The organism is Desulforhopalus singaporensis (assembly GCF_900104445.1).
Lineage (GTDB): Bacteria > Desulfobacterota > Desulfobulbia > Desulfobulbales > Desulfocapsaceae > Desulforhopalus_A > Desulforhopalus_A singaporensis.
Genome location: NZ_FNJI01000026.1, coordinates 44,262 through 68,864 on the forward strand (window position 1 = coordinate 44,262; position 24,603 = coordinate 68,864).

The window sequence follows — 24,603 nt, forward strand, 5'->3', positions numbered from 1 at the left end:
TTTGGGAAAATGTTTTGCAAATAACCCCTCTTTTTTGTATTGATAATTTTTTTCTCCTCGAAATACATAGAAAAATCGTGGTGGGAGAAATGTAACCGACGGGAGCGTCCCGGGGGGCGCCGTGTCATCAGGTTTTGAGGTGAATAGAGTGGCTAAACATTTGCGATCGTTAGAAAACTTTACCAAAAAAGAGCTTGTCGGTTTGATCGACAGGGCAATCGAGTTAAAAAAAGAACAGAAGCAAGGGAAGCGTCATACCCAGCTGACGGGAAAAACTATCGGCCTTATTTTCGAAAAACCTTCAACCAGGACCCGCGTCTCCTTTGAGTCGGCAATGTACGGGCTCGGGGGGCAGGTGATCTTTCTTTCGGCAAACGATACCCAGCTGGCAAGGTCTGAACCTTTGAAGGATATGTCCCGGGTAATGTCGAGGTATGTAGACGGAATGGTTGTCAGAACATTCGGCCAGGCGGTGGTTGATGAGCTTGCCGATTACGCGACGATACCGGTGATCAATGCCCTGACCGATCTGCATCACCCCTGTCAGGTCCTCTCCGACATGATGACCGTCGTCGAGGAGAAAGGTGCCATCGAGGAGCTGCAGATTACCTGGGTGGGAGATGGCAACAATATGGCCAATTCATGGATCCACGCGGCGTCAATCATGGGGTTCGAACTCACCCTGGCCTGCCCCGAGGGGTATGATCCCGACCCGCAAGTCCTGGCTGCAAGCCGAGAGCGGGCCGTCAAGCCGATCACGGTGGTGAGAGATCCGGCCCAGGTGGTGGCAAAGGCAGATGTTATCAACGTCGACGTATGGGCGTCGATGGGGATGGAGGGCGAGGAGGAGGAGCGGCTACGGGTTTTCGCCGGCTATCAGCTGAACAGCGAACTGCTCGCCAAGGCCCCCAAGGACTCTATTGTCCTGCACTGTTTGCCGGCGCACCGTGATGAGGAGATTACCGACGAGGTGCTCGAGTCCGCCAGGTGTGTAGCTTTTGATCAGGCGGAAAATAAAATGCATATGCACAAGGCGATCCTGGAGAGTTTTCTCGCCGGGTAACGGTTCCGGCGGCCAGGTGCTGCGGGACGCAGGTTCAGTGTAAAAAGAACTCCTGATAACAGGATAACATAGCTTGAGGATATACGATGAGTGTTAACAAGATAGTGCTCGCCTATTCGGGCGGGCTTGATACTTCGGTAATTTTGAAATGGCTTGAGCAGGAATACCAGTGCCCGGTAATTGCCTATTCCGCCGATATCGGCCAGAAAGAAGACTGGGAGGCGGTAACAGCCAAGGGAATGGCCACCGGGGCCGAGAAGGTGATCATCTCGGATCTGAAAAAAGAGTTTGTGGAAGACTATATCTTTCCGGCTTTCCGTGCCAATGCCATCTATGAAGGCTCGTATCTGCTGGGGACTTCTCTTGCCAGGCCGCTCATTGCCAAGGAGCAGGTAAGGATCGCCGAGCAGGAGGGCGCCGACGCGGTGAGCCACGGCGCAACAGGCAAGGGTAACGACCAGGTGCGATTTGAACTGGGATATATCGGGCTCGCTCCTCAGCTGAAAATCATCGCTCCCTGGAGAACCTGGAACCTGACATCCAGGCAGAAGCTGGTCGAGTTTGCCAAGGCGAACAATATACCGGTTCCGGTAACCAAGAAAAACCCGTACAGCTGTGATGAGAATCTGCTTCATATCAGCTACGAGGGCGGTATTCTTGAAGATACCTGGAACCAGCCGGACGAGGATATGTTCAAGTTCACCGTTTCTCCGGAAAAGGCTCCCGATGTCCCGACCGTTATTGAAATCGACTTTGTCGCCGGTAATCCGGTGGCGATCAACGGTGACAAAATGGAGCCGCTCGCCCTTTTTACCATGCTGAACAAACTGGCGGGAGAAAACGGCATAGGCAGGCTTGACCTGGTGGAAAACAGGTATGTCGGTATGAAGTCGCGGGGAGTGTATGAGACCCCGGGAGGCACTGTTTTGCGCATTGCCCATCGTGACCTGGAATCGATCACTCTTGACCGTGAAGTCATGAAAATTCGCGATTCGCTTGTTCCCCGTTACAGCGAGCTGATCTATAACGGATTCTGGTTCTCCCCGGAGCGGGAACTGCTCCAGTCCACCATGGACCAGACCCAGAAGACGGTCAACGGCACGGTGCGGCTGAAGCTCTATAAAGGCAACTGCATCTCTCTTGGCAGAAAATCCGATTTTTCACTGTATCAGGAAAGTTTTGCAACCTTTGAGGAAGACGAGGTCTACGATCAGGGGGATGCAACCGGGTTTATCAGGCTCAACGGCCTGCGTTTGAAAATTAACGGTCTGCAGGGCCGCTACTCCAAATAGCAAGAGGACTGAATCAAAATGGCCAATCAGCAAAACGGCGGTTCCAAGAAGTTGTGGGGAGGAAGGTTCAGCGAAGCCACTGCCGCCTCGGTAGAAGCTTTCAGTTCATCGATCGATTACGATTCACGGCTGTACAAATACGATATAGCTGGCAGCAAGGCCCATGCGGAGGCCCTTGCCGCAAACGGCGTGTTGACCCAGGATGAGTTGACGGCGATCGTCACCGGTCTGACCGAGATAGAAAACGAGATCGAAAGCGGCAGCTTTGTGTTTAAGCCGGAACTGGAAGATATTCATATGAATATCGAGAAAGCCCTGATCGACAGGATCGGGCCGGCGGGGGCTAAACTGCACAGCGGACGTTCGCGAAACGATCAGGTGGCGGTGGACTTCAAGCTCTATCTACGGGACCAGTGCGATGCCCTGGTCGGACTGCTGGACGATATTCGCAGGGCGTTTGTGGTACTGTCGCGAAAATATATCGGCCGGGTGATGCCGGGCTATACCCATATGCAGCGGGCGCAGCCGGTCCAGATTTCCCACCATATGCTCGCATATTACGAGATGTTCAGCCGCGACCGCGACCGGATAATCGATTGCCGAAAACGGCTCAACCTGTCGCCGCTGGGATGCGCGGCGATGGCCGGCACCGGCCTGCCCGTTGACAGGATGAGAACGTCGGCTGCCCTTGGTTTTTCCGGGGTCACGGCAAATTCAATAGACACTTCTGGAGACCGTGATTATGCGATTGAGTTCGCCAGCTGCTGTACGCTGATCCAGCTCCATCTCTCCAGGCTGTCAGAAGAGCTGGTGCTCTGGTCCACCGAGGAATTTAATTTCGTCAACATCTCCGATAAGTTCTGTACCGGCTCCTCGATCATGCCGCAGAAGAAAAACCCCGATATTCCCGAACTGATCAGGGGCAAGAGCGGCCGGGTGGTCGGTAGCCTGATGAGTCTTATCACGCTGATGAAGGGATTGCCGCTGACCTACAACAGGGATATGCAGGAAGACAAGGAACCGGTTTTCGATGCAGTCGACACGGTTTCCGCATCTCTTGCAATCATGGCGGAGCTTCTTGGAAACCTGAGCTTTAACACCGAGGTATTGGCAAAGGCCACCGAGTCCGGCTGCATGACCGCAACCGATCTTGCCGACTACCTGGTGATGAAAAACGTGCCTTTCAGGGAAGCGCACGGTATTGTCGGCAGGGCAGTGGCCTATTGTCTTGACAACAGCAAAGAGCTGGCCGACCTGAGCCTTGAGGAGCTGAAGCAGTTCTCGGGAGAAATCGAGTCCGATGTATTTGCAGTGCTTAGTGTCGAAGGTTCCGTAAACAGCCGTAACTCAATAGGCGGAACCGGTTTTAAGAGAGTTGAGGAAGCGGTAACCGTAGCGGAGAAACAAGTGGGGATTGGGTAATGAGCATAAGAAACATGGTACAGATCGCAGGGATTTTGCTGGTGTGCAGCGCACTTCTCGTCAGCGGCGGTTGCGGCTACAAAGATGATCCGGTGCCTCCGCAGACTGTGGTGCCTGAACCGATAAGCGATCTTGTTTATAGTCTTGACGATGAAGGGGTGGAGCTCAACTGGTCTTTTCCCGTTGAAACCATAAGGGGAACAGCGCTTGAGGAGGTCTCCGTCTTCGATCTGTACCGTGCGGAGATTCCCTTGGCTGAGTACTGCGAGGATTGTCCGATTCCCTTCGGCCCGCCCATCGAAGTCAGCGGCGGCGCAACCTTTGACGGCAAGGAGCGCAGAAAAGCGCGTTACGTCTCTTCGATGCTGAAGCCCGGATATAAATACTTTTTCAAGGTGAACACCAAGAACAGCTGGTTTGCCTCCAGTGCGGATTCCAATATCGTCACCTTCACCTGGTTTCGTCCGGCCGCAGGTCCTGCCGGGGTAAAAGGTGTGGGCGGCGACCAGGAAATTGTTCTCAACTGGGACCCGGTGACTTCCCTCAATGACGGAAGTGCATTACAGTATCCCGTCAAATATCAGGTTTTTCGGAGTGTCGGCGGCAAAAATCTGGAGAAAATCGGTGCCCCCACCGATTCCCATTCATTCATCGACAAGCGGGTAAAAAACGGACAGAAATATTTTTATTCGATCCAGTCCCTTATGGTATACAAAGGCGAGCTGATCAACGGCGGCAAAAGTGCGCCGATTGCGGTTATTCCAGTCGACCTGACTCCGCCCGCTGCCCCGTCCGGGGTCAACGCCGTTGCCACCGGTGTGGGGATCAAGGTATTCTGGGATCGGAGCAGTGCACCGGATCTTGGCGGCTACCGCGTCTACCGGCGTGCCGTGGGCGAGGACAATTTCGTTCTTGTGGGCAAAGTCAAGCCAGGGTTTACCCTTTATGTTGACAGGACAGCCATCGCCGATACAAGATACTATTATGCAGTAACAGCGGTGGACTCCGCAGTTCCGCCGAATGAGAGTAAAAAATCGAAAGAAGCGAAAATCAGAGACTAGCTGAAGGATAATCCATTACAGTCGTGGCCGCAGGTGCCCTCTAACCGTGATGGATGCGGTTGGAGGGCATTGTCATTAGGTCTGCGGCAGTGTTTGCAGGCGGGTGCACCACAAATTCAGCATTGACTATGACAGAAGGAGTTACGTGATGGTACTTGATTTTCCCATTGCATTTGAGAAAATGAGTGGTACAGGAAATGATTTTGTAATTATCGATAATAGGGAAGGCCTGATTCCGCTGGAGCAGCATCCGGAACTGGCGAAAAAGGTTTGTCAACGGAAGTTTTCTGTTGGTGCCGACGGTTTGATTCTGCTGAAGAACTCCGACAAGGCCGATATTGGGTGGGATTTCTACAACGCCGACGGTTCGGTTGCGGAGATGTGCGGCAACGGCTCCCGCTGTGCGGCAAAGTTTGCTCACAGTCACGGTATTGCCGGGAAAAAGATGAAACTTGAAACCATCGCCGGGGTCGTTGAAATGGAAATCTGCAACGGCGACCAGGCGGTCAGGGTAAAGATGCCCCAGCCTTTTGACTTCAGGGTGGGATTGTCCATAAGCCTTGACGATGTCGAGTATCCCGTGACCTATGTCAACACCGGAGTGCCACAGGCGGTGATCTTTGTCTCCGAGGATAATGTACCCGTGAAGAAATGGGGGAGAAAAGTTCGTTTCCATCAGCTGTTTGAGCCCAAGGGCACCAATGCCAACTTTGTGCAGGTACTCGACAAGGGACTGCTGAAAGTTCGCACCTATGAGCGCGGAGTGGAAGACGAGACCATGGCCTGCGGTACCGGAGCGGTGGCGGCGGCGTTGATCAGTGCCATGCAGAAAGATATGGACTCGCCGATAGAGGTGATTACTTCAGGGGGCGAGCGCCTGACGATTTTATTTGATTTGCAGGATGGGCCGGTGGCGGATAATGTTTTCCTCCAGGGGCCGGCAAAATTAATATATACAGGGGAACTGACCGGCGAAGCGCTACTCTGAATCCCGTGTAGTTGTGTAGCCTTAAAAATAGATCAGGAGGAATAATGGAAAAGTTTCACGGCGCGCTCGTTGCGATTGTGACCCCGTTCATCGACGGCAAGCTCGACGAGCAGGGGTTGGTCGATCTTATTGAATTTCAGATTGAGAACGGAACCCACGGAATCATACCCTGCGGTACCACCGGGGAATCCGCAACGACCAATTTCGACGAACACAAACGGGTTATTGATCTCACCGTCAAGACAGTTGCGGGCAGGATTCCGGTTATAGCGGGAACCGGCGCCAACAACACTCTGGAAGCACTGGAGCTTACCGAGAGCGCGAAAGAGAGCGGAGCGGACGCTGTGCTGTCGGTGGTTCCGTATTACAATAAGCCGGACCAGGAGGGGATGTACCTCCATTTTAAAACGATAGCGGAAAAAGTCGACATCCCGATGTTCCTCTACAACGTTCCCGGAAGGACCGTGGTCAGTATAGACCCGGTGACTGTGGGCCGCCTGGCTCAACTTGACAACATTATCGGCATCAAGGAAGCGACTGGCAGCCTGGCGCAGTTTTCCGAAGTGATCGCCAACTGCCCTGACGACTTCATCGTTCTCTCCGGTGACGATTTTACCTCGATGCCCTCGGTTATGATTGGCGGAAAGGGCGTGATATCGGTTATTTCAAATGTCTATCCCCTGGGGATGGCGCAGATGATGGAGCGCGCGCTGGCCGGTGATATTCCCGGAGCACGTGAGTTGCATTACAAGATGTATGACATGATGAAATTGATGTTCAGTACACCGAGCCCTGGTCCGGCGAAAAAGGCCCTTGAGCTGATGGGCAGGATTCAGGACGGTTCTACCCGTCTTCCCATTGCGCCGATGGCCGATGGGGCTGTTGAAAAACTAAAAGAGGGCATGGTAAAGCTGGGGCTGCTGTAAGCGGCTATCTCGTGAGAGGGGGTGACAATGGTTAAGGTTATTATTGCCGGGGCTGCGGGCAGGATGGGCCAGCGCATTGCCCATATGGTCGAGTCCCATTCCGGGTTGCAGTATGGTGCGGCTTTCGAGGCGGCGGGCCATCCGGAAATCGGCAGGGATGCCGGGGAACTTGCCCTGGGAAGGAAAAACGGAGTTATTATAAAAGAGGGACTGGAGTCGGTTATTGAGCAGGGAGACGTCATTATCGATTTCACTTTCCACCAGGCGACCATGGAGTTTGCCCGTATTGCGGCTAAACACAACAAGGCGATGGTGATCGGCACCACCGGCCTTACCGCGGAAAATCTTGCTGAACTCAAAGAGCTCGCGGCAAATTTCCCCTGTGTCCAGGCTCCCAATATGTCTGTGTGCGTCAATGTGCTGTTTCAGCTGGTGAAAAAGACCGCTGCCATACTAGGCGATGACTACGATATCGAAATCATCGAGGCGCACCACAACAAGAAAAAGGACGCTCCGTCAGGAACCGCGCTAAAGCTTGGAGAGATGGCGGCCGAGGGAGTTGGCCGGAATCTGGCTGAAGTTGCTGTTCTTGAACGGTCAGGGATCATCGGCGAGAGAAAACCAAACGAGATCGGAATCCAGACTATCCGGGCGGCTGATATTGTCGGCGAGCATACCGTCTATTTCGCCGGACCGGGGGAGCGTATCGAACTCAGTCACAGGGCACACAGCAGGGACCATTTTGCCAAGGGAGCAGCAACCGCTGCTGCGTGGGTCGCAGACAAGGACAATGGCATCTATTCCATGTTCGACGTGCTTGGACTCAATGACCTGTAACAAAGGCTGCAAAGATTGGGGATTTGTCGGTATGACACGCGTATATATTGCTCTTGGGTCGAACCTGGGGGACAGCAAACGTATCCTGACAGAGGCGTGGGCGACGCTGGGTGAATGTGAACGCATAACTCTGGACGGGCTGTCGAGTCCGTATCTCAGCGCCCCGGTGGGGATGAAGAGCCAACACTGGTTTACAAACGCCGTGGGCCGGCTGCATACCGATCTTGAGCCGCTTGAACTGCTTGAGGTGCTTCTTGAGACCGAGGCCCGTTTTGGCAGGATCAGAAAGAGCGGCAGCTTCGGGTACCAGGACCGGAGCCTGGATCTCGATCTGCTCTATTACGGCAATGTGATCATGGATGTCCCGGAGTTGATCCTGCCCCATCCCCGGATTGGTGAGCGGCTTTTTGTGTTGGTTCCCCTGCGTGAACTGGATAGTGAGCTGGTCGACTATGCAACCGGTAAAAGTGTCGGGGAAATGCAGGCGGCGCTGGAACACGCCATGGAAGTTTCCGGGGGAAAGCCCCAGGAGATCATCTGCGACAGCTGGGAGCCGGCGCATCTTGAGATTCTTAGTTAAACGAGTATCGGAGTAGTGATTTGAGTCCTCTGCGAATTTTAATCCTTGCTATTCTCATCTATGTTGGATATCGACTGATTGTGTCCGGATTTAAGAAGGATTCATCCGGGCCTGTCGGGCCGATGCCTTCAGATGATATCCTGGAAGAGGACCCGGTCTGTAAAAAGCTTGTTCCCAGACAACAGGCAATAACCCATGAAGAAAATGGAAGGAAATATTATTTTTGCAGCAAAAAGTGCTGCAGGGAATTCAGAAAACAGTAAGGAGAGCAGCCGTGAAATTTTTTATTGATACTGCCAATCTTGACGAGATCAAGAAAGGTGTGGCGATGGGCATGGTCGACGGAGTGACCACCAACCCGTCGCTTGTGGCCAAGGAAGATAAGCCGTTTGAAGAGATTATCAGCGACATCTGCAAGGTTGTCGATGGTCCGGTCAGCGCCGAGGTGGTAAGCCTTGAGGCCGACGGGATGGTCGCGGAAGCACGGGAGCTTGCCAAGATAGCCGATAACATAGTCATCAAGATCCCGATGATCGTAGAAGGGTTGAAGGCTGTAAAGATGCTCTCCGCAGAAGGCATCAAGACCAATGTTACCCTGGTGTTTTCCTCGGCGCAGGCGCTTCTGGCAGCAAAAGCCGGAGCCAGTTTCGTCAGCCCGTTCGTCGGTCGTCTCGACGATATTGGAACCCCCGGGCTTGATCTCATCAGCGATATCGTGACCATCTACGATAACTACGGGTATCAGAGCGAAATCATCGTGGCCTCTATCCGCAGCCCGCAGCATGTTGTCGACTCTGCCCTGGTAGGGGCCGATATCGCAACTATCCCGTTCAAGGTGATCAACCAGCTGGCCAAGCATCCCTTGACTGACAAAGGTATGGAACAGTTTCTCGCCGATTGGGAGAAGAGGACACGGTAAAAACCGACTATGAATGTCCTGCAGCTGGTCAAATCATATACCGGATTACGGCATGGCAAAGGTTGTTTTTCTGGCCATGCCGTCAGTCGCCTGCCGTTTGCTCTGCTGCTTACCGCTGCAATGATAGGTTGCTGCTGCGAAGCGGAGGCTGAAATATATATCTGCCAGGATCAAAGTGGCGCGGTAAGTTTTACCAACGTTCGCAACAGCCCCACATGCCGTCCTTACTCTCTGGATAAAAAATCGAGAGCGGACAGGAGTTGGGCCAACGCAGCGCGAACGATAAACGGAGCGCAACTTGACCGGGAAATTCAGAAGATCGGCCAGCGCTACGGGGTCGATCCGCCCTTGATCAAGGCAATTATCCATACCGAGTCAAATTTTAACTCCCGGGCCGTATCGAAAAAAGGCGCCCAGGGGCTGATGCAGCTGATGCCTTATACCGCCCGCGAACTGCGCGTGCGCGACCCTTTCAATCCCCTGGAAAATATAGACGGAGGAACCCGGTATTTCAGGAAGATGCTTAATAATTTCAACGGTAACATCATCCTATCTCTTGCCGCCTATAACGCCGGTCCTGGGCTTATCCGAAAGGTGGGCGGTATCCCCCGAAACGGCGAGACGAGACAGTACATCAAGAAAGTTCTGCGGCGCTACAAATTCTATAAACAGAGCTGGAAGTAACCGTTGTGCCAGTGCCTGGAAGGTTTTGGGCGCAAACAGGTATGCGCTGGGCTCTTTCCGCAGTTGTTACACTTTTTCGATGCATTCTGCCGGGCACGATGCTATCGCCTCGTCTACGCAATCCTCATCCGGGTCGGAACCTTCAATGACATATGCTTTTTCCTCTTCGTCATTAAATTCAAAAACCGCGGGACAAGTTTCCACACAAGCTTCGCAACCGATGCATTCGTCGTGATCAATGATGATTTCTGCCATGATTCGCTCCCTTATGTTTCCCGTCGCACGGGAAAATAGCTTTCCTGTAAATTATCCTGAGGATAATCTCTTTCGCCTTATGATACGCCTTTTCCCCTGCGTTAGTAAAGCTGCAAATCACTGCCAGACGCGGTTTTTCCCGCAACCTAGCTGTTACCAAAACAACTCGTTACATATTGTTTTCCCTTGACTATAAAAGGATTAGTAGAGTATATATCAACGCTACGCCGGAGTGGTGAAACTGGTAGACGCACTGGACTCAAAATCCAGCGGGGGCAACTCCGTGTCGGTTCGATTCCGACCTCCGGCACCATTTTCTTTTCCAAGGACTTCCGTAAAAGTCCTCGAAACCCGCAACCTGAAAAGGATTGCGGTTTTTTTGTTTCCACTGTAGTTCCTTAACGTCCATTGACATCCTGTGACTATTGTGACTATAATTGTGTATATGTCATTTAAGAACCGAATACACACAGCAGTGGAGGTCACAAAATGTCAAAGCTTACAGCAGTCCAGGTCAGAAGCCTGAAACCTCGCCAAAAGCCTTACACTGTTGCCGATGGTGGAGGCCTGTCGGCTCATATCTCAACCTCTGGGGTTATTTCTTGGCGGTATCGCTATCGTTTTAACGGAAAAGCAACTACCCTGGTCCTTGGTAAATATCCCGCAATGTCACTTGCAGATGCAAGGGAAGCTCACCAAAAGGCAAGGTCGATCCTTTCTGAAGGGTTAAACCCTACCGCCGAGAAAAAGAATAGGGCTTTGGAAGCGCGAAAAGCCGAAGATGAGGAGCAGGAGAAATCTAAAAATACCTTTCGGGCTGTCGCCCTAGAATGGATTGACCAGCAGGCAGAGAGGTGGAGTCATGACCACGCAGCCGCAGTCCTTGCTACTTTGAAAAGAGATGCCTTTCCTCTTATCGGTGATATAAGAGTAGATCAATTAACGCCGCCAGAGATTTTAAAAGTTATCCGGCGGATAGAGAAGCGAGGAGCTTTTGAAATAGCTTCCAAGGTCCTTCAGCGGATAAGTGCGGTGTGTAGATATTCTGTCCAGACCGGTAAGGCAATGTACAACCCTGCAGCAGAGATGCGGGGTGCGCTGAAAACCAGGAAGGTTGTACACCGCGCGGCATTACAAAGAGATGAGTTGCCGGAATTTTTACAGAGATTGAAAAAATCAGACGAACATATCATCACCAAGGCCGCTTTGATGTTCACTATTCTAACTGCTGCTCGATCCGGTGAGGTGCGTTTTGCGGTGTGGAGCGAAATAAATTTTGATACCAAGGATTGGCGCATTCCTGCAGCGCGGATGAAGATGGGAACCCCTCATGTCGTGCCTCTGTCGCGACAGGCAATGACCATTTTGGAAGCTATGCAAGCACATTCCACGGGGCCGGAAGGATTGATTTTCCCAGGGATAAAAAACAATAGAAAACCACTCAGTGAAAACACCATGCTCTATTGCATGTATCGGCTTGGTTACCACAGCAGGGCAACCGTTCATGGTTTCCGGTCCGTATTTTCGACAATGGCAAACGAAGAAGGGTTCGACGGTGATGTGGTAGAGAAAGCTTTGGCCCACCAGGAGCGCAATCGGGTACGGGCGGCCTATCACCGAAGTGAATATTTAGAACAACGCCGAGAACTTATGCAGTGGTGGGCTGATATGTTAGATAATTTTAAGGTTAATCAGAGTTGGTCTGAAAACTATACGCCAACCAGATAATCCATTTGGGCATAACGCGCTTAAGCTGTCGATTTTCCTCTACAAGCTGCTTCAATCGTCGCAGTTCCGATACTCCAAGGCCGCTGTATTTTTTCTTCCAGTTGTAAAACGTGGCTACCGAAATACCCATCTTCCGACAGACTTCTCCCACCCAGGTCCTGGTATCTGCCCGTCGTAGGGTGAAGCATATCTGGCCCTCGGTGAATTTCGATTTTTTAATCGGTGATTCTTTCTCATCTTACTTTATCTGGTTTTACCGAAATTTTCTATTTTTCAAAGGTCCGGTTTTTAGGGAAAATGTTCTGCAACTACATGTTATAATTGTGAATATTCTTTGATTTTTTTGCATTGCCTTGTTTTGTCAATATTCGTCTATTAAAATTATAAGGAAACAAATGAAAACCTGTAAGCAGGTTTGTTTTGTAGTAAAAAAAAATAGTTGCTGTTTGGAGGATCGCTATGGACCCATGTGTTTTAAACCTGGAATTACTCAGATTAAGGGGAGTCGAACAAAAGACCGGTTGTAAAAAATCTAAGATATATCAGTTAATGAAAGAAGGATCTTTCCCGTTACCCTTAAAATTGGGAAGTCGATGTGTTGCCTGGCGTTCCGATGAGGTCGACGATTGGATCAATAATCTGCCCAGATCGAAGTGTTCCAATGAAAACCAGTAAAGACGACATGAAAATCAACAATAGGTTTTCTGGGCAGGCGCAGGTTTGGGAATTTGTGTCAAGATGGTCTTTATCTCCCAGAAAGATCACCTGCCCTGGAAATATTTCTGGGGGATGTGAAGATGTATCATTTCAAAGAAGAATGGAATAGGCGGGGGCATTTCTGGTTTGACAAGAAACTTATTGAAAACAAAAACTGGGCAATTTTATCAAAAGCTTCCAAATCAGTTTTTCCTGTGATTGCTTCTCATAGAAATGAAAAGGGTGAAGCGTTTCCCGGCGAACAAGCTATCGCCATTCTGTCCGGTCTTAGCGATAAAACTGTCCGGCAGGGGATTAGGGGGCTTGAGGATTTTCCCGGAATCGAGATACAAAATTATGTAACAAAACGAGGCAGGCGGTCCAAGAGATACAAAATCGATAAACCTCCAGAAGTGCAAGGCCGCTCTTTTCCATTTTATCGCGGTGTCTTTGAGGGTGGAAATTGGCTGCACCTTATCCCTTCCGCTCAAGCTCTTTATCCTGTTATGCGCTATTTCGGTTATTTTGACTCAGTCGTGTGTGAGATCTACCTTTACGAAGAAGATGCCGGGGGCTATGACCTGCATGATTTTGATGCGGTTTACAAAGATAGAAAATGGGATTTTTGTATAGCGGAGCTTGATATTTTGGCTGAATATGCGGGTATCAGTAAAAGGTCTGTTTATGATGCGCTCAGGAGTCTTGGAGATAATCATCTTATTGAAAATTATTCTGATGAGGACTTGGTTGGCTGGAAAGTATTTTTGCTGCCAACCACGATTTACAACAGGGACTATCTCAATGAAAAAACCAGGGACAAGTATCGACACCTAAATGCGCGACTTGGGAAAAAACTACCGGTCATGGCGTGAAAATAATACCAAAACTGATGAAAGGGGATTGTTTAACAGGCGTCTGTGTCATGAAAATTTTACCGGGGAACAAGATAGTAACAAGGTTAACGAATAAAGATTTAAATAAATAATATACATGGTCGAGATCTTCCATCTCTCGACCGCGTCGCCCTTTTTTTTAAAAGATATCAGCAGGGGTAGTGCTGTGATGGACAGCTCAACTAGTTATAAACTTAACCCGCGACCAGTAGCCGTAACAGCGCATTTCTTTCCTGGTAGTCCTGCGTAATTATTCGCAACGGTTTCCTGAACTGTTTCGAGTGATCCCTATGTACAAGATGGCAGAGTGCGCGGACGACAACTGAATGAGGAGAGACTTCCCAGCTGGTTATTGTAACGCCTCGTCTTGTCCCTCAGGCGTTGAGTCGTATGTTCCTGGTAAATCGGGTCAGTTGGCCCACGATCATTCGCTACAGGGCGACATCGTTGTTCCTGGTGGAAACTCCCTGAGCATATCGGAGTGATACAGGTCTTGGTAGTTTGATAGCACAAAAATATGAAAAACTCTCTTTTATTGCCTGCAACTCGTCAAGAGTCAGGATGGAGCCGGTTGCGTCCAGCAACTGGTTGGCCTTGATCACGAGATCAGGAAAGTGGTATTGGCTCTCTCCTGTTTTGCTAATTTCCGTAAAGTAATTAATGTGTAAGCGTTGTGTGTTTTTAGAACGAACGGCCGCTTGCCTAGAATTATAGGATACCTTATCCCTGCTCAAAAAGCAGTAAGGCTAATTCCCTATATGTTTATTCTGTTGATTCGACATTCTGATTTGATCCTGCGGTCACCCTGCCATGGAACAAAGTTGTTTCCTTTAATACGTTGTATCACTTAAGGATAAGCTACAAATATTTACGTTTTAACTATATGATTATATATGGTATAGTTGTTGAACCTATCGAATAAATGTGTTAACGATGTTTATCGAAATGGGTTTTACTATTCGTCATACAGAAAAATTTGTGGCCCCTTAAAACTTACATTACATTTAGAAGGTAACATGGCACAGATCGATCGGCTTCAGGAGTTGTTGCAGATTTTTTACACCCGCCGCTATCCTATCAATTTAAACGATCTGTTGAACTTGGTGGAGTACAGTCCCGCAACTCTGAAACGATATATCAAAAAGTTGCGGGAGATGGGCGCGCCGGTCCGCTATGACTTTAACGCCCAAGGCTATGTGCTGGACAAAACCGACGATGATGCCTTCCAGTTTCCCGGGCTGTGGTTTAACGTGTCCGAACTCCACTCCCTGCTCGCCATCAACGAGCTGATCGACCAGCTCGACCCCGGTCTGCTGAAGCTGGAGCTGATGCCGCTGCGCAAGCTCATTGAAAAACGGCTCAATTATAGGGGAATTAAGACCGGCGAGTTGGGTCGCCGCATCCAGTTAACCGGCGTTGGCATTCGGCTCTGTTGTCCGCTCGCATTTCGTGCCTCTGCAAGTGCCCTGCTGGAAAGAAAACATCTCAAACTTCGTTACCACAGCCGGGGCAGAGATGAGGTGGGTATTCGCAAAGTCTCCCCGCAGCGATTGATATATTACCGTAGCAACTGGTACTTGGCCGTTTATTGCCACACTCGCCGAGCGCTGCGCACCTTGGCGCTGGAGCGGATGAGCGAGGTCGTACTGCAGGAAAGTAGCTGCCTGGAGGTCGATGAGCTGGAGCTGCGCGAACACTTCAATACTTCATTTGGCATTTTTTCAGGACGACCGGTGCAGGAGGCGGCGCTTGTCTTTTCAAGGGAAAGTGCTCGCTGGGTTGCGGAAGAACAGTGGCATCCCGACCAGCGAGCCCAGTGGCTTCCTGACGGCGGCTATGAACTGCGGATTCCCTACAGTGATGAGCGGGAGCTGGTGATGGAAATCCTCCGCTATGGGCCGGATGTCCAGGTCGCTGGACCATGGCAGCTGCGGCGTGCGGTTCGGGAGCGGCTGGAGCTGGCGTTGCAGCACTATAAAAAAAATAAAGAAAAATGAGGGTAGGATCAATTTTTGAGCCTGGAGGGTGGTAAAAAGGAGAACAGGAAGCAATTCGACAGAAAAAATCTTTTACCAACTCACAATACAACCAAGCCTAGCCACGGGGCATAACGATACTATGACATACTTCTGGGCCAAAACAACTGCTGACGGTGAAGAGGGAATCTCCGTTTATGAACATATGATCCATGTGGGTTGCGTAGCACAATGCCTTGCTGAAATAGCCCCTACTCTGCTGGAACGCTATAAGCTTTCAGCTGCTGAGATTGGCGCTTTGGCGGCACTCCATGATCTGGGTAAGATTTCACCGGGTTTTCAGCAAAAATGTGAAGGTTGGCTCAAGAGACATGGGCTGATGAAGATAGCACAGAATGGTTGCTGGGACACAAGAGCGGAAACAGACCATGGCAAAGTTTCTCATGCGGTTACCCAAGGGTTTCTTATTAACAAAGGCATCGCCAAAGAACATGCCAAATATCTGGCCGCCGTTCTCGGTGCACACCACGGTAGGTTGAAATATCGTCCGGATAGCAGGGGATTACGCCTGGATACTTTAATCCGGGAGTCCAATAGCGGCATTGATTGGGATGGTGAGAGACAGCAAGCCGCGGAAGATGCCTGGAATTTTTTTCTTTCGCCCGAAAGAAACGAACTGTCCTCCTATAGCACATCTATCATATGGTGGCTGGCAGGTTTAACCACCGTTGCTGACTGGATCGGTTCCAATGAACGTTTTTTTTCTGCGGAATCCTCTCCGCAGGATAGTAGGGCCACAGCCCTTCACGCGATACAATCCATCGGTTTTGTCCCACCCAGACTGCAACCAGATCTCTCCTTTTATGAGATTTTCGGTTTTCCCCCCAACGAAATGCAGGTCAAGGCAAAGAAGATGATAAACGGTCCCGGTGTTTATGTCATTGAGGCACCGATGGGAATGGGGAAAACCGAGGCAGCACTTGGTATCGTTTATCAGCTGATGATAAAGGGGCAGGCCCATGGGATGTATTTTGCTTTGCCAACCCAGGCCACCAGCAATAGGATACATCTGCGTGTTAACAGCTTTCTTGAGCGGATTGCCGTAGAACCTATCAAAAATCGGCTTATTCATGGCAATTCATGGTTGATGCAAAACAGTATTGATTTTCAACTTACAGTTCCCGGTACAACCTCATACACCATAGCACAGACTCAGACAGGCATTGACTGGTTTGCTTCAGCTAAAAGGGCTCTTCTGGCTCCATTCGGCGTTGGAACCATTGATCAGGCGTTACTTGGCGTTGTTGCCGCCAAACATTTTTTTGTTCGTCACTTCGCGTTGGCCGGTAAAGTCGTCATTATCGATGAGGTCCACTCATATGACGTTTACACCGGCTCGCTTATCGATAAACTGATCAGTACCCTCGAGCAGCTTGGTTGCACGGTGCTCATTCTTTCCGCAACCCTCACCGCCCAAAGAAGGTCACAGCTTCTTGGTTGCGACGACGATACACCGAACCCCAGCGAACAACCGTATCCCCTCATTTCCGGTCGGTCAGAAGAGACACATCTCTCCCAGCTTACGTCGGCACCGCCACCATCGCGCTATGTCCGGGTTGTCTTCGAATCTGAGCATACGGCTCAGAAGGAAGCTGTGGAGGTCGCTCGCAAAGGAGGTGCTGTTCTTTGGATCTGCAATACGGTTGGTTCGGCTCAACGCTGTTATCGCCAGCTCCAGAGACTCGCGTCCGGTGAATTCCCCATAGGTTTGCTGCACTCAAAATTCCCACACTGGAGACGGGAAACGCTGGAAGAGACTTGGATGAAACGTTTCGGTAAAGGTGAGGCGACCAGATGCGGCGCAATACTCGTTTCCACTCAGGTTGTCGAACAAAGCGTAGATCTCGATTCGGACTTTATGATCTCCGAGCTTGCTCCCACCGACATGATTTTGCAGCGGACGGGTCGCCTCTGGCGGCACATGCGCGACAGACGACCGGTCGAGAGCGCTTGTCTTTGCATCATCAAGGAGGACAGCACTCTCTTGCAGCTGCGCACAGGGACCCCGATGGATATCATCCGGGAACTGGGTGACAAAGCCTTGGTTTATGCCCCATTTGTATTGCTACGTTCTCTGGAAGTCTGGAGTGAGCAAACCTCCGGCATAACTATCCCTGATCAGATCAGGGAATTGATCGAAAAAACCTATGAAGAACGCGAAGATGAGCCGAAAGGTTGGGAGCAATTGTACAACGAGTGGTATGGTACGGACTCCGCCAAGAGAATGCAGGCGATGATGAACAGCAATATCTGGCAACCGCTCCTTGATGATCGGGAGGATATCCAGACCCGTCTCAACGAAATTCCTTCAACTTCAATAGTCCTTTGCCGTAGCTTATTAGCAGCAACTGTTACGTTTTTAGACGGGGCAGAGATCGAAATCAGGCCAGGTGATTTTCAATTTTCCGTAGCCAAGGCAGTTCAAAGCAATCTTGTGAGGCTCCCCGCGCACTATATCGACCCCGGTATTTCAACAAATACCGCACTCAGCGGCTATCTCTATAAGGGTCAATATGTCGCTATTGTAGATAATGCAGGTAGGGTGTCAGTTGTCGGTGCACAAGCTAAGGTGGCTCTGACTTATTCCGACGAGTATGGTCTTGAGATCAAGAAAATTAATACCAAGGAGAAAATATGAACATAGCGTTTGATCCATGGATACCGACAGTCAACGCCACGGGTGACCGTGAGTTGGCTAGCCTGCATGATATGTTGACGGAAGGCAGTCGGTTCAGTGACCTAGCAGTACAACCCCATGAACGAATATCGCTGATGCGTCTTTTCCTTTGTGTTGCCCATGCTGCCCTGGATGGACCGAAAACATATGACGACTGGTGCGACGTTCCGTCAGATTTGCCTGAAGCTGCAGGGATCTACCTTAAAAAGTGGCAGGACTCTTTTGAACTGTTTCATCCGGAAAAACCCTGGCTCCAGGTTGCAAAGCTTGTTCCGCTCACAAAAGATAGTGCGGCAAAAACTGATCCGCAGAAAGATTGGATATCGCTGAGCAGACTCAAATTTACCAAAGCAAGTGGAAACAATTCGACGCTTTTTGACAGTGCCGCAAGAGGAAGTCTTGAGACCGAGTATACACCGGAAGAGATTGCCTTGAATCTTCTTGTTTTCCAGAATTTCTTCGTTGCAGGTGGGAAAGCCTCCTCAAGGTGCTGGGGAAAACAGAAAATAGAAAATCCTCCCAACCCGAAAGGTGGCCCCTGCTCGGGGAAATCGATCCTCTATACTTTTCTGCGAGGCCAAAATCTTGCAGAGACGATATTTCTCAACCTCAATTCATTTGAGGATCTGGCGTACCATTACGAAGACGCATCCGATTGGCTTGGCAAGCCACTTTGGGAGCAGCCCATCACATCACCTGATGACCAGGCTGCTATCGACAATGCAACTCGGACCCATCTCGGTAGACTGGTTCCACAGACAAGACAACTGTGCATTCACCAGAACCGCCAAAGTATCCTGTTGGGGGCTGGTTTCACCTACCCGAAATATCAGGATACTGGTAACACATTTCACCCGGACACCTTTGCAACAATGGTTCGTAATCAAAAAGAAGAACGCATTTTATTGTCTGCAAAACCCGATATTGCGATCTGGCGGGAACTCCATAGCCTTGTTGTAAAACGTAAAAACAACACTGACTCAGGTTGCGGTGCTCTCTGCCTGCTTAACTCGCCGGACGCTGAATCATGTGACATCGTGGTCTGTGCGATGATCACCAATCCGACTAAGGCCGCCGAGATCGTGGATTTGGTCGAATCAGTATTCCACATACCCGCTCAGCTTCGTGTTCCCGAAGGAACGGTAGCGTACGAGGCAGAAGTTAAACATGCTGCTACTTGGCAGGGCCGCCTTGCCTGGGCAGTCGAGAGCTATCGTGCCGAAATAGATGGCGGCTGGGAAGGCCGTCTTAAAAGCGCCGGACCTAAAAAACATCTACTGCGACAAAAACTTCACGCTCAGGCGACAGGTTTTTTCTGGACAAGTGTTGAGAAGCAATTGCCACTCCTTATGGCTTACATTAAAGCTATCGACACCGATGATGCCCAGCCAAGGCGTGAGCTCTGGCGTGCAACACTGGGAACAATTGCTCGTGACGCATATCGAACAGCCTGTGGACAGGAGACGCCTCGGAAGATGCGCGCCTTTGCAAACGGCTGGAGGAAATTATTCATAAAATCAGAGGCAACAAACGAGGTTTGATGCCAAACCAATCAGGAGAAAAACAGATGAGCAGCCTTATCGAACGACTCCGAAAAATCAAAGACAACCGCGGGATGATGGCCGATCTCAGGTGTTTCCTGACTCCGAGCCAGCGACATAGGGCATGGCCTGCGTTGTATCGTGTCGGGATTCCAATCACAGAAGAAGTCTCTGCCTTTGTAGCCGGTCTCTATGCGGCCCATCCAGATGGTGACTCTTTAACCATCGGGAATTTTGGCGAAACATGTAAATGTATCGAAAAATCTAAAGACAGGGATTCACACCAGGAACACCAATCTTCAACCTCTTCCGGACGAACTCCGCTCACTCCCACCGAGCGTCGCTTCCAGCATCTTCTGGCCGCGGATCGCAGTGAAATTCAGGATCGGGTGAGGCGTATGACATTTTTGGCTAAATCACTGGGCACACCTGTCAATTATGAAGCCCTTCACAAGGATCTGCGGTTTTGGGGCGAACGGACTAAAACACAATGGGCCGCAACCTATTGGTCTGTCGAAGTAAAGCAGGAAGGAGGAGATCAATGAATTGGCTTGCACAGATAGTTGTTGACGCGGAAACAGCCCATATTCAGAGAATCCGTGATAGCTATTCCTGGCATCAGAAATTGTGGGACTGCTTTCCCAACGACGCTAACACGCAGCGTGATTTCCTCACACGGATAGATTTGCTTGACCGGCAGTTTTGTCTGTGGGTTTTGTCTAGGCGGCAACCACAGCGCCCAACTTGGTGTCCTGTAGAAAGCTTTGCTTGTAAAGCGATCAGCGATACCTTTTTGGCCCATAGTTTTTATGCGTTTGATATTAGGGTAAATGCCGTAAAATCGATCGTGCAAAGGGACGAGGATGGTCAACCACTTCGTAACGCAAACGGAAAACGCAAACGGGGAAAACGGGTTCCTTTGGTCAATCAGGACGAGCTGGCAGCGTGGTTCTGCCGAAAAGGGGAGGTTCGCTGCCGCGACGGTAAAACCGGCGCGGATATCCCTGGAGGTTTTCGTCTTGTCAAAGACAGGCCTCTGGAAATCAGTTCGATGAAGGAAAGCTATTTCAATAAGAAGGGATGTAAAGCATACCACGGTGGCGTGCAGTTTCGCGGAACATTGGAAGTGACAGACCAAAAATATTTCGCAGAGACCTACAGAATGGGAATCGGCAGCGCCAAGGGTTTTGGGTTCGGATTGTTTTTGCTTGCGCCTATTCAACTGTAAATATTTGCATATCACTATATCTCAAGGAGTAAAACTACCATGAAGCACCTGGAACTACACATCATTCAATCTGTCCCCGTTGCCTGTCTCAACCGTGACGATCTCAATTCACCCAAAACTGCGATCTTTGGCGGCGTCCAGAGAGCCAGGGTATCCAGCCAGTCCTGGAAAAGGGCTATCCGAGAGCTTGCCAAGGAAATTGATGCAGCCAAAGATACCAATTTGTTCAAGGGAGAACGAACCAGACGGATGGTCTATACCATGCAGCAGCGGCTTGTTGCTTTGAATTTTCCAAAGCGATCGGCCCTAAAACTTGCTGAGTGTGTTGCTGATATTGTCGAAACCCTAGATTCCAAACAAGATGAAGCCGGATTCAAAAAGATTAAAACCGTGATGTTTTTTTCTCCTGCGGAATATGATGCAGTAGCTCTTGCTATTCATCAATCTGATGCCGTAAGCGAAAACATTGAGGAACTGGAAAAGCTTCTTGCTCTTAATGAGGAACTAGACATAAGTGTTCAAAATTGCAACGACAAAGACCAAAAAAAAGTTTTGGATAAGGAACTGAAAGAGGCATCCAAACAGCAGGATAAAACAATTAAAGCAATGTCCAAAGTACTTGCAAAGGGGCCGATAGCTACAGCTATTAAATCGGTAAAACTCAATGATGCCGCCGATATTGCCCTTTTTGGCAGGATGGTGGCCAATGATCCGACATTACGAATTGATGGCGCTGCCATGTTTGCACACGTTCTTTCGACACATAAAGCGGACAATGAAATCGATTTCTTTTCCGCCGTTGACGATTTGACCAAGGATGAGTCAGGAGCCGGAATGACAAGTACACTCGAGTTTAATTCTGCAACGTATTACCGCTTTGCCGCCTTAAACCTGGACGAACTTGCAAGCGACTCCCATCTCGGTGATACGAAATTGGAGGATGGAACGTTAAGACGCGACATCGAGGTGAGAAAGCAGGTGGTCAGAACATTCCTGGAGGCAACGATCAAAGCCATACCAAGCGCCAGGAAAAATTCGATGAATGCGAACACGATGCCGGACTATGTCCTGGGTATAGTTCGGGAGACGGGTCATCCCATCCAACTTGTCAACGCCTTTGAGCAACCTGTTCGCAGGTCATCGGACGGTTTTACATGCCAGTCGATTGAAAAACTCAACCAAGAATATGCTAATTTACAGGAGGTCTGGGGAATAGATGCTCTCTTTGCAAAATCAATCGTGAACCGCAGACATAGCGATGCTGTAATTTCCAATCTGGGCAAAATAACAACTTGTAAATTCAGCGAACTGATTGACGGGATGGTGGAACATGTCATCTGATAAGCGCTTTCTAGTACTTCGATTATGCGGCCCATTTCAGTCCTGGGGTTTTGACAGCCATTTCAACCGTCGCGGTACCGGGCTTATGCCAACAAAAAGTGGGGTGGCTGGGATCTGTTGTGCAGCGTTGGGCTATGATCGTGGCTGTGAAGAGGAACACCAATTTTTGCGAGTCTTTGCAAAGGTAAAAATGACGTCTATCAATCTTCCCAGATCGATCAAAGGCACGACCGAACTTCCCATACGGAGGTGTATGGATTTCCATACTGTCCAGAACACCCTCAAAGCGAAAGGTAACTTGGACCCGAACTGTGTCCTGACTCATCGCTCATATCTCAACGACGCAGCCTTTGGTATCATTCTTGAGGGAAAGAAGGGATTGCTAAAATTAATAGAGCAAGCCCTAGCCAATCCCAAAAGGGGGGTCTGGCTTGGGCGTAAAGCCTGCGTGCCTTCAACACCGGTTCTGGTGGGGCTGAGAGAAAACCGACGGGATGCGCTATCACTGCTTATCGGGGAAAACGTTTTAGCGTCTTATACACATCAGGAGGAGGTGGATGATTTTGCGGGAGGGCAGGATTACGTGCTGGACAACGCACTTAGTTTTGCCTCGGGAGATCGTACGTTTGTCCCGCGAAGAATCCGTACCATAAATGCCACTTTAAAATAACGGTCCGGGATAGTGCAGGGTGGCGTGACAGGTTGTTGTTCTGTAAATCTTTCCAGGCAACAGCCGTTTATCTGAAAACGGGAGCGCAAAAAATGTCAGCATCCAATCTTCCACCTCTTAAACCTATTCCGATAAAAGACCGAAAATCGATAGTCTTTGTCGAGTACGGTAGACTGGACGTCCTTGATGGCGCCTTCGTTGTTGTCGATAAAAACGGCGTTCGTACACACATTCCAGTGGGAAGCCTCTGTTGCCTGATGCTGGAACCCGGTACACGCGTATCACATGCTGCCGTTGTACTTGCCACGCGGGTTGGGTGCTTGCTCACCTGGGTAGGCGAAGGTGGGGTTCGACTTTATTCGGCTGGTCAGCCAGGTGGTGCGCGAGCCGATCGCTTGCTCTACCAGGCCCGATTAGCTCTTGACGATACGACGAGACTCAAGGTTGTACGAAAGATGTACGAGCTACGTTTCAAGGAACCACCTCCAGCGAAGCGAAGTGTACAGCAGCTCCGAGGAATAGAGGGAGCACGGGTTCGTAGCATGTATAAAATTCTTGCTCAGCAGTACAACGTGCGTTGGTCCAACCGCAATTACGATCATACCGAATGGGGCAGCGGTGACATCCCCAACCGCTGCCTTTCTGCTGCGACTGCCTGTCTCTATGGCGTTTGCGAAGCTGCAATCCTAGCTGCAGGTTATGCCCCGGCGGTTGGTTTTATCCATACAGGAAAGCCGCAGTCGTTTGTGTATGATATCGCAGATGTTTTTAAATTTGAAACTGTTGTGCCCATTGCATTTCGTATAGCGGGAGGGAATACGTATCATCCGGAGAGAGATGTACGCAGGGCATGTCGAGACAGCTTCAGACAAAACAAACTCCTCAAGCGTATAATCCCAACAATTGAGCAGATTCTGGCAGCTGGTGGGATCTCGCTGCCTGGGAAACCCCAAGAGTCTGTTTCTGTAGCTATTCCTAATAAGGAAGGACTTGGAGATGTTGGTCATCGTGGTTGAAAACGCTCCCCCGCGTCTTCGTGGCAGACTTGCTGTCTGGCTACTGGAAATACGCGCTGGAGTATACGTTGGTAAGGTATCACGGCGCATCAGAGAGATGATCTGGAATCAGGTCGTCCATGGAATCGAAGATGGCAATGCAGTAGTTGCTTGGTCAACCAACAGCGAAAGTGGTTTTGACTTCGAAACGGTTGGGAATAACAGAAGAATTCCGAGCGAATTGGATGGGTTGAAGCTAGTTTCATTTATTCTTCCACAGCCTTTAAAATCTCCTTTCTAAATTTTCTTTTAAAATGGTAAATCATGGATTACAAATTTTTCTTTATGAAATCAGCCAATTCTAATTGGTATGTTCCCCGCACCTGCGGGGATGAACCGTGGTGCTACCGGACAGGACCAGGGTTGACTGCATGTTCCCCGCACCTGCGGGGATGAACCGGCCCGTCTTCTTTCTGGATCTTTAAAATTTATATGTTCCCCGCACCTGCGGGGATGAACCGTGGTGCTACCGGACAGGACCAGGGTTGACTGCATGTTCCCCGCACCTGCGGGGATGAACCGGCCCGTCTTCTTTCTGGATCTTTAAAATTTATATGTTCCCCGCACCTGCGGGGATGAACCGTAACCACCGCTCTGACTTGCTTAGCTTTATAAATGTTCCCCGCACCTGCGGGGATGAACCGAACCAACTAATAATCCAATCAAAAAATCGTTAATGTTCCCCGCACCTGCGGGGATGAACCGTGGTGT

The 24,603-nt window shown here is 50.1% G+C and carries 24 protein-coding genes, 1 tRNA gene, 1 pseudogene and 1 CRISPR repeat array; of the genes and pseudogenes, 24 read left to right on the plus strand and 2 right to left on the minus strand.

Features of this window, described 5'->3' with window-relative positions; all coding sequences use genetic code 11:
- The first annotated feature begins 148 nt into the window (after nt 1-148).
- The 11 genes from argF to BLQ17_RS16170 all read left to right on the plus strand — a co-directional run bounded on the left by argF (nt 149) and on the right by BLQ17_RS16170 (nt 9,772).
- Entirely contained in the window at nt 149-1,063 is a 915-nt protein-coding gene (argF, locus tag BLQ17_RS16120) for an ornithine carbamoyltransferase (RefSeq protein ID WP_092224699.1), read from the plus strand.
- Nucleotides 1,064-1,149: 86 nt separating this feature from the next.
- On the plus strand, nt 1,150-2,355 hold the full coding sequence (locus BLQ17_RS16125) for an argininosuccinate synthase (RefSeq protein ID WP_092224701.1): 1,206 nt from the start codon (nt 1,150-1,152) through the stop codon (nt 2,353-2,355).
- 18 nt (nt 2,356-2,373) lie between these two features.
- On the plus strand, nt 2,374-3,777 hold the full coding sequence (gene argH / locus BLQ17_RS16130; protein WP_092224702.1) for an argininosuccinate lyase: 1,404 nt from the start codon (nt 2,374-2,376) through the stop codon (nt 3,775-3,777).
- On the plus strand, nt 3,777-4,838 hold the full coding sequence (locus tag BLQ17_RS16135) for a fibronectin type III domain-containing protein (protein ID WP_092224704.1): 1,062 nt from the start codon (nt 3,777-3,779) through the stop codon (nt 4,836-4,838). The genes argH and BLQ17_RS16135 overlap by 1 nt, the downstream gene beginning before the upstream one ends.
- 148 nt (nt 4,839-4,986) lie before the next feature.
- Complete coding sequence (gene dapF, locus BLQ17_RS16140) at nt 4,987-5,826, plus strand: diaminopimelate epimerase (RefSeq protein ID WP_092224706.1); 840 nt, start codon at nt 4,987-4,989, stop codon at nt 5,824-5,826.
- 44 nt (nt 5,827-5,870) lie between these two features.
- A complete protein-coding gene (gene dapA / locus BLQ17_RS16145) occupies nt 5,871-6,752 on the plus strand; it encodes a 4-hydroxy-tetrahydrodipicolinate synthase (RefSeq protein ID WP_092224708.1) in 882 nt (293 codons plus the stop codon).
- 27 nt (nt 6,753-6,779) lie between these two features.
- Nucleotides 6,780-7,589 carry a 4-hydroxy-tetrahydrodipicolinate reductase gene (dapB, locus tag BLQ17_RS16150; protein WP_092224710.1) on the plus strand — a complete coding sequence of 270 codons (810 nt, stop codon included), beginning with the start codon at nt 6,780-6,782 and terminating at the stop codon, nt 7,587-7,589.
- 31 nt (nt 7,590-7,620) lie between these two features.
- Nucleotides 7,621-8,169 carry a 2-amino-4-hydroxy-6-hydroxymethyldihydropteridine diphosphokinase gene (gene folK, locus BLQ17_RS16155; protein ID WP_092224745.1) on the plus strand — a complete coding sequence of 183 codons (549 nt, stop codon included), beginning with the start codon at nt 7,621-7,623 and terminating at the stop codon, nt 8,167-8,169.
- Nucleotides 8,170-8,291: 122 nt separating this feature from the next.
- Complete coding sequence (locus BLQ17_RS23730; RefSeq protein WP_407919127.1) at nt 8,292-8,432, plus strand: YHS domain-containing protein; 141 nt, start codon at nt 8,292-8,294, stop codon at nt 8,430-8,432.
- 11 nt (nt 8,433-8,443) lie between these two features.
- Nucleotides 8,444-9,088 carry a fructose-6-phosphate aldolase gene (gene fsa / locus BLQ17_RS16165; RefSeq protein WP_092224715.1) on the plus strand — a complete coding sequence of 215 codons (645 nt, stop codon included), beginning with the start codon at nt 8,444-8,446 and terminating at the stop codon, nt 9,086-9,088.
- Nucleotides 9,089-9,097: 9 nt separating this feature from the next.
- Nucleotides 9,098-9,772, plus strand: a complete 675-nt coding sequence (locus BLQ17_RS16170; RefSeq protein ID WP_245695190.1) for a lytic transglycosylase domain-containing protein — start codon at nt 9,098-9,100, stop codon at nt 9,770-9,772.
- A 66-nt stretch (nt 9,773-9,838) separates the two neighbouring features.
- Here BLQ17_RS16170 and BLQ17_RS16175 read toward each other — a convergent pair whose 3' ends face one another.
- Nucleotides 9,839-10,027, minus strand: a complete 189-nt coding sequence (locus BLQ17_RS16175) for a ferredoxin (RefSeq protein ID WP_092224717.1) — start codon at nt 10,025-10,027, stop codon at nt 9,839-9,841.
- Nucleotides 10,028-10,253: 226 nt separating this feature from the next.
- Here BLQ17_RS16175 and BLQ17_RS16180 point away from each other — a divergent pair.
- Together BLQ17_RS16180 and BLQ17_RS16185 are read left to right on the plus strand one after the other, a co-directional pair.
- Nucleotides 10,254-10,340: transfer RNA gene (locus tag BLQ17_RS16180), tRNA-Leu, on the plus strand.
- Between the two features lie 176 nt (nt 10,341-10,516).
- Nucleotides 10,517-11,755: a tyrosine-type recombinase/integrase gene (locus BLQ17_RS16185; protein ID WP_092224719.1), complete on the plus strand. Its 1,239-nt coding sequence runs from the start codon at nt 10,517-10,519 to the stop codon at nt 11,753-11,755.
- Between the two features lie 10 nt (nt 11,756-11,765).
- On the opposite strand, the pseudogene BLQ17_RS16190 reads toward BLQ17_RS16185, so the two are convergent.
- A pseudogene (locus BLQ17_RS16190) lies at nt 11,766-11,975 on the minus strand (transposase); the annotation flags it as partial.
- A 239-nt stretch (nt 11,976-12,214) separates the two neighbouring features.
- Here BLQ17_RS16190 and BLQ17_RS23550 point away from each other — a divergent pair.
- The 11 genes from BLQ17_RS23550 (at nt 12,215) to cas2e (ending at nt 24,133) form a co-directional block, all read left to right on the plus strand.
- Nucleotides 12,215-12,430 carry a helix-turn-helix transcriptional regulator gene (locus BLQ17_RS23550; RefSeq protein WP_092224723.1) on the plus strand — a complete coding sequence of 72 codons (216 nt, stop codon included), beginning with the start codon at nt 12,215-12,217 and terminating at the stop codon, nt 12,428-12,430.
- 122 nt (nt 12,431-12,552) lie between these two features.
- Nucleotides 12,553-13,323 carry a helix-turn-helix domain-containing protein gene (locus tag BLQ17_RS16200; RefSeq protein ID WP_092224725.1) on the plus strand — a complete coding sequence of 257 codons (771 nt, stop codon included), beginning with the start codon at nt 12,553-12,555 and terminating at the stop codon, nt 13,321-13,323.
- Between the two features lie 1,037 nt (nt 13,324-14,360).
- Nucleotides 14,361-15,341, plus strand: a complete 981-nt coding sequence (locus BLQ17_RS16205; protein ID WP_092224727.1) for a helix-turn-helix transcriptional regulator — start codon at nt 14,361-14,363, stop codon at nt 15,339-15,341.
- A 28-nt stretch (nt 15,342-15,369) separates the two neighbouring features.
- Entirely contained in the window at nt 15,370-18,018 is a 2,649-nt protein-coding gene (cas3, locus tag BLQ17_RS16210; protein ID WP_143005530.1) for a CRISPR-associated helicase Cas3', read from the plus strand.
- A complete protein-coding gene (gene casA, locus BLQ17_RS16215; protein WP_092224731.1) occupies nt 18,015-19,598 on the plus strand; it encodes a type I-E CRISPR-associated protein Cse1/CasA in 1,584 nt (527 codons plus the stop codon). Before cas3 ends, casA begins: the two co-directional genes overlap by 4 nt.
- 26 nt (nt 19,599-19,624) lie before the next feature.
- Nucleotides 19,625-20,143, plus strand: coding sequence for a type I-E CRISPR-associated protein Cse2/CasB (gene casB / locus BLQ17_RS16220; RefSeq protein WP_176761272.1), 519 nt, complete (start codon nt 19,625-19,627; stop codon nt 20,141-20,143).
- On the plus strand, nt 20,140-20,826 hold the full coding sequence (cas6e, locus tag BLQ17_RS16225) for a type I-E CRISPR-associated protein Cas6/Cse3/CasE (protein ID WP_176761273.1): 687 nt from the start codon (nt 20,140-20,142) through the stop codon (nt 20,824-20,826). Before casB ends, cas6e begins: the two co-directional genes overlap by 4 nt.
- A 39-nt stretch (nt 20,827-20,865) precedes the next feature.
- Complete coding sequence (cas7e, locus tag BLQ17_RS16230) at nt 20,866-22,167, plus strand: type I-E CRISPR-associated protein Cas7/Cse4/CasC (RefSeq protein ID WP_092224735.1); 1,302 nt, start codon at nt 20,866-20,868, stop codon at nt 22,165-22,167.
- Nucleotides 22,157-22,837: a type I-E CRISPR-associated protein Cas5/CasD gene (cas5e, locus tag BLQ17_RS16235; protein WP_092224737.1), complete on the plus strand. Its 681-nt coding sequence runs from the start codon at nt 22,157-22,159 to the stop codon at nt 22,835-22,837. The genes cas7e and cas5e overlap by 11 nt, the downstream gene beginning before the upstream one ends.
- Before the next feature lie 92 nt (nt 22,838-22,929).
- Complete coding sequence (cas1e, locus tag BLQ17_RS16240; RefSeq protein WP_092224739.1) at nt 22,930-23,853, plus strand: type I-E CRISPR-associated endonuclease Cas1e; 924 nt, start codon at nt 22,930-22,932, stop codon at nt 23,851-23,853.
- Nucleotides 23,834-24,133: a type I-E CRISPR-associated endoribonuclease Cas2e gene (gene cas2e, locus BLQ17_RS16245; protein WP_092224741.1), complete on the plus strand. Its 300-nt coding sequence runs from the start codon at nt 23,834-23,836 to the stop codon at nt 24,131-24,133. Before cas1e ends, cas2e begins: the two co-directional genes overlap by 20 nt.
- A gap of 69 nt (nt 24,134-24,202) precedes the next feature.
- A CRISPR array of direct repeats spans nt 24,203-24,597; the repeat unit is 29 nt; unit sequence ATGTTCCCCGCACCTGCGGGGATGAACCG.
- The last annotated feature ends 6 nt before the right edge of the window (nt 24,598-24,603 follow it).